The sequence below is a fragment of the bacterium genome (genome assembly GCA_021372775.1).
GTDB lineage: Bacteria > Acidobacteriota > Polarisedimenticolia > J045 > J045 > JAJFTU01.
Map to the genome: position 1 here is coordinate 1 of JAJFTU010000378.1, position 5,599 is coordinate 5,599.

Consider the following 5,599-nt stretch of genomic DNA (forward strand, 5'->3'; position numbering starts at 1 on the left):
CACGTCCACTACTGGGCGCCGTACTCCTTCGCCGACCGGGCGGGGCTCGCCGCGCTGCTGCGCAACGGCGAGGACGCCGCGCCGGTCGCGGACGCGACCCGCTTCTCCTTCTCCCGCCACCGCAGCTATCCGGTCCACGGCTGGAGCGACGGCGCGCCGCGCGCCGAGATGACGTTGTGGCTGGGGAACGACGACCGCGGCGTCGCGCGCGGCGAGGTCGAGATCGTCGGCGCCGGCGCGCCGTGCCGCGCGCGGGTGGAAGGGCGCGGCGCGGGCGCGGCCTACTTCGTCGGGGCCTGCGCCGGCGACGCCCGCGCGGTCGAGATCGTCTACCAGGCCTGGCAGTCGTTCACCGACTTCCAGCTGAGCCGCCTCGACCGGCTGCGGCTCGGGGGATACGCCCCGGACTTCGACGCGCTCGCGGCCCACTGCGCGCAGGTCCGGCCGCCGGCCGCGGCGCCGTACTGCGGCCGCGAGGCGCTGGAGCGGCTCGTCGCCTACGGCGGCTCGTGGCAGAAGCGCGAGCCGCACGTCGCGAGTTGGACGGTCGCGGCGCGCGGCGGCGCGCTGCTCGCGGTGTCGTGGGCGGAGGGGGACGTCCTCTACGCGCTCGACCGCCTTCCGGCGCCTGGGCGCGGGCTATCGGCCGCGGCAGTCGTTTTCGTCCTCCGCGGCGAGACGGGCGGCGACCGGATCGCCGGCCGCCGCGGCGAGACGCTGCGGTTCGACTTCGACGGCGCGGTCTTCACCCTCCGCGGCGCGGCCGGGGAGCGGCGGGTCGTTCCGGACCAGCTTGTCGTCTCCGGGCTCTGGCGGAGGGCGATCGCCCGCGCCGACCGGCCGTAAATCGGGCGCGACCGGCGCCCCGCGCCCGGCGCGCTGTGCGACACTTCCCGGGACGGCCGGAGGGGGTCCGGCCCCGGGAGAGATCGATGAAAGACTTCGTGAAGATGTTCTTCGCCGCGCTGCTCGCGCTGGCGGTCGTGGTCGGAGGCGTCGTCGCCGCGATGTTCTTCTTCGTGGCCGTCGTCGTCGGCGGCAAGGAGACGCCGAAGGTCGCGCCGGGCTCCTACCTCGTCCTCGACCTCTCGGCGCCGATCATCGACAAGCCGTCCGACAGGAGTCCGCGCGACGTCCTGCAGGACGCGGCGTTCGGCGGCCCCGGGCACGGGATCAACCTCTGGACGGTCACCGAGGCGATCCGCCGCGCCGGCGACGACAAGCGGGTCAAGGGGATCTACCTCACCGGCACGATCGTCCGCTCCGGCTGGAGCTCGGGCTGGGGCGCGCTGAAGGAGATCCGCGACAACCTCGCCGCGTTCCGCGCCAAGGGGAAGCGGATCGTCGTCTACTCCCAGGCCTACACCGAGGAGTCGTACTACCTCGCCTCGGTCGCCGACGAAGTCGTCGTCAACCCGTTCGGCGGGCTGGAGTTCAACGGCTTCGCCTCGCAGCCGCTCTTCTACGCCAAGGCGTTCGAGAAGTTCGGCGTCGGCGTGCAGGTCACGCGGGTCGGCAAGTACAAGTCGGCCGTCGAGCCGTTCATCCTCGACAAGATGAGCGACGCCAACCGGGAGCAGATCCAGAAGCTGCTCGGCGACATGTGGGACGAGTACCTGAAGGCCGTTTCCGCGGCGCGCCGCGTGCCGGTCGATCAGCTGCAGCGGATCGCCGACACGAAGGGGATGCTCCGCGGCGTCGAGATGGTGGACGCGAAGCTGGCCGACAAGACGGCCTACTTCGACGACGTGCTCGACGAACTGCGCAAGGACACCGGCGTGACCGACGCGGCGAAGCCGTTCCGGCAGATCACGCTCGGCGAGTACCTCAAGACGCTCGGCGAGAGGCGCCGCGGCAAGGGGCAGGTCGCCGTGCTCTACGCCGAAGGGGACATCGTGGACGGCGGCTCGCGCACCAACGTCGGCGGCGACTACTTCGCCCGCCTGCTGCGCCGCGCCCGCCAGGACAAGGACGTGAAGGCGGTCGTGCTCCGCGTCAACAGCCCCGGCGGCAGCGCCTCGGCCTCCGAAGTCATCCAGCGCGAGGTGCGGCTCCTCAAGCGCGAGAAGCCGGTGATCGTGTCGATGGGCACGGTCGCGGCCTCGGGCGGCTACTGGATCTCGACCTACGGCGACAAGATCTTCGCCGAGCCGACGACGCTCACCGGCTCGATCGGCGTCTTCGGGATGCTGCCGAACTTCGAGAAGCTGATGAACAACGTCGGCGTGGGCAGCGACGTGGTGAAGACCGGCAAGTACGCCGACCTCGGCACGGTCTACCGCGCGAAGACGCCGGAGGAGCTGGCGCTGATCCAGGGCGAAGTCGACTGGATCTACAGCGAGTTCATCTCCAAGGTCGTCGAAGGGCGCAAGCTCCCGCGGGCCAAGGTGGAGGAGATCGCGCAGGGGCGCGTCTGGTCCGGCGTCGAGGCCAAGGCTCTCGGCCTCGTGGACGAGATGGGCGGCCTCGAGGACGCGATCCGCTGCGCGGCGCAGTCGGCCAAGCTCGGCGACAACTACTCGCTGGCGATCTACCAAGTGAAGAAGAACCCGATGGAGCAGATCATCACCGCCCTCGGCGAGGACGGCGAGGACCAGACCGCCGACGACGTCTCGATCGCCGCTCCGGCGCGCGAGCTGCTCGATCAGGCGCGGCGCTTCTCGGCGCTCAACGATCCGCGCGGCGTCTACGCGCGGATGCCCTACGACCTGAACATCCACTGACCTCTTCGGCCGCGAGGCCGCCTTTCGGCCCCCGCTCCGGCTCGTCCGGGCGGGGGCCTTTCGTTTCCCGGCGCTGTCGGGCCGGTCCCGTCGTCGTACATGGAGGACGTTCCCGGCGCGGTCCCCGCCGCGCCGGCCCGTCGTCCGCGGAGACCCCCATGACCGACCGGCCGTTCGACCCTCCCTTGTCGCGCTGGTGGCGCCGATCGGTCGTCCTCGTGATGGCCGTCGGCTTCTCGCTCCTCGCGCTCGTCGCCTTCGAAACCTACCGCGGCGCGCCGCCGATCCCCGGCAAGGTCGTGGACCGCGCCGGCGAGACGCTCTTCGCGCGCGCGGACATCGAGGGCGGACAGGAGGTCTTCTTCAAGCACGGCCTGATGGAGCACGGCACGCTGTGGGGGCACGGCGCGTACCTCGGCCCCGACTACACCGCCGAGTATCTCCACCGGCTCGCCGAGATCGGCCGGGACGCGCTCGCGCAGGCCCGCTTCGGCAAGCCGTTCGGGGCGCTGGACGAAGGGTCGGCGCTCGCGGTCGGGGAGACGTTGAAGCGGGAGCTCCGGCAAAACCGCTACGACGCGGGCGCGGACGTCCTCGTCTTCACGGACGTCGAGGCGGCCTCGTTCCGGACGCAGGCCGCGGAGTGGGCGAACTACTTCGCCGGCCCGACCGCGGCGCCCGGGCTTCCGGCGAAGGTCGTCCGCGACGGCGGGGAACTGCGGCGGCTCTCCGCCTACTTCGCCTGGGCGACGTGGGCGACGGTCGCCCCGCGTCCCGGGCGGGACTACTCGTACACCAACAACTGGCCCTACGAGCCGCTCGTCGGGAACGTCCCGACCGCCTCGGCCTACTTCTGGAGCGCGCTCAGCCTCGTCGCGCTGCTGGGCGGCCTCGGCGCGATCCTCTTCGCGTTCGGCAAGTTCGACTATCTCGGCTGGCGCGGCGACGCGGGGGCCGCGCCGGTCCACGTCGGGCCGATCCACGGGTGGAAGCCGACGCCCAGCCAGAAGGCGCTCGGCCTCTACTTCGCCGTCGTCGCGGCGCTCTTTCTCGCGCAGGCCGCGTTGGGGGGCGCGCTCGCCCACTACCGCGTCGAGCCCGGCGGGTTCTACGGCTTCGACCTCGCCGCCGTGCTGCCGTACAACCTCGCGCGGACCTGGCATCTCCAACTGGCGATCTTCTGGATCGCGACGTCGTGGGTCGCCGGCGGCCTGTTCCTCGCCGCCCTCGTCGGCGGCGGCGATCCGAAGGGACAGCGCACCGGCGTGCTGGCGCTGCTCGGCGCGCTGGTCGTCGTCGTCGTCGGCAGCCTCTTCGGCGAAATGGCGGGGCTGGCGGACAAGCTGAAGGACCTCTGGTTCTGGCTCGGGCATCAGGGGAGCGAGTACCTCGACTTGGGGCGGTTCTGGCAGCTTCTGCTGGCGGCGGGGCTGGCCTTCTGGCTGCTCCTGATGTTCCGCGCGCTGCGCCCGGCGATGAAGGACAAGGCGCGCGGCGAACTGCCCGCGCTCTTCTTCTGCGCGGCGCTGGCGATTCCGCTCTTCTACGTCCCCGCGCTCTTCTACGGCCCGCGGACGAACTTCGCGGTGATCGACAACTGGCGCTTCTGGATCATCCACCTCTGGGTGGAGGGATTCTTCGAACTCTTCGCCACCGTCCTCGTCGCCGTGATCTTCCACCAACTGGGGCTGGTGACGGCGAGGTCGGCCGCGCGCCTCGTCTACCTCGACGCGATCCTCTACCTGGCGGGCGGGATCGTGGGGACGGGGCACCACTGGTACTTCACCGGGCAGGGAACGCTGAACATGGGGCTCGCCTCGTGCTTCTCGGCGCTGGAGGTCGTCCCGCTCACGCTGCTGACGCTCGACGCCTGGGACTTCATCCGCCTCAAGGACCAGGCCTGCGCCGACTGCGGGCGGCCGCTCGCGGCGCGGCACCGCTGGACGATCAAGTTCCTGATCGCCGTCGGCGTCTGGAACTTCGTCGGCGCGGGGGTCTTCGGCTTCCTGATCAACCTGCCGATCATCTCCTACTTCGAGGTCGGCACGACGTTGACCGCGAACCACGGCCACGCGGCGATGTTCGGCGTCTTCGGGATGCTCGCCCTGGCGGTGATGGTCTTCTGCCTGCGGGCGCTGCGGAGCGACGCGGCCTGGGAGCGCGCCGAAGGGCTGATCCGCGTCGGCTTCGTCGGGCTCAACGCGGGGCTCGGGCTGATGCTGCTGCTCGATCTCTTTCCCGGGGGCGCGCTGCAGCTCTGGGACGCGCTGTCGAACGGCTACTGGCACGCGCGGCGCCTCGAGTTCCTGATGGGAGGGACGTACCACGCGCTGGAGTGGGCGCGGATCGCCGCCGACCTGACGTTCCTCTTCGTCGGCGTCGCGCCGCTGGCGCTGGCGGCGGCGAAGCTGGTCTTCGGCAAGGACCGCGAGGCGGCGGCGTGACGGCGCGCCCTCAGAGCGCGCCGTCCACGCGGATCTCGACGCGCGCGCCGGCGCCGGGGCGCAGCGTCGCCTCGGCCCACGCCGGCGTCGTCGCCAGCGAGGCCCCGTTCGCGCCCATCGCGACGACGCGGTAGCGGCCGGGGCGCAGCCCTTCGATGCGGAAGACGGCCCGCGGGCCGTCCATGCGCGGCTTCTCGCGCGCGGCGACGGCGAGGACGTTGTCCGGTCCGGCGACGACGATCTCCGCCGCCAATTCGGCCCTCCCGGCGATCGTGCCGACGATCGCGCCCTCGGGGATCGGCGCTTCGGCCTGCGGCGGCCGGGGCGGGGAAGGCGGGGCCGGGGGCGTCGCCGCCTCGGCCGCGGGCGGCTCTTCGCGCGGCGCGGGCGGCTCTTCGCGCGGCGCGGGCGGCGGGGCCGGCGCCGGCGTCG

The 5,599-nt window shown here is 72.1% G+C and carries 4 protein-coding genes; 3 read left to right on the forward strand and 1 reads right to left on the reverse strand.

The annotated features are described in order from the left end of the window. The 3 genes from LLG88_12480 to LLG88_12490 form a co-directional block, all read left to right on the forward strand. On the forward strand, window positions 1-846 hold an 846-nt coding region (locus tag LLG88_12480), incomplete at its 5' end, for a hypothetical protein (protein MCE5247720.1). An 86-nt stretch (window positions 847-932) separates the two neighbouring features. Beyond that, entirely contained in the window at window positions 933-2,723 is a 1,791-nt protein-coding gene (gene sppA, locus LLG88_12485; protein ID MCE5247721.1) for a signal peptide peptidase SppA, read from the forward strand. Window positions 2,724-2,881: 158 nt separating this feature from the next. Continuing rightward, entirely contained in the window at window positions 2,882-5,167 is a 2,286-nt protein-coding gene (locus tag LLG88_12490) for a cbb3-type cytochrome c oxidase subunit I (protein MCE5247722.1), read from the forward strand. 10 nt (window positions 5,168-5,177) lie between these two features. On the opposite strand, the gene LLG88_12495 is transcribed toward LLG88_12490, so the two are convergent. Continuing rightward, window positions 5,178-5,599: hypothetical protein (locus LLG88_12495; protein MCE5247723.1), on the reverse strand; the 422-nt coding region annotated here is incomplete at its 5' end.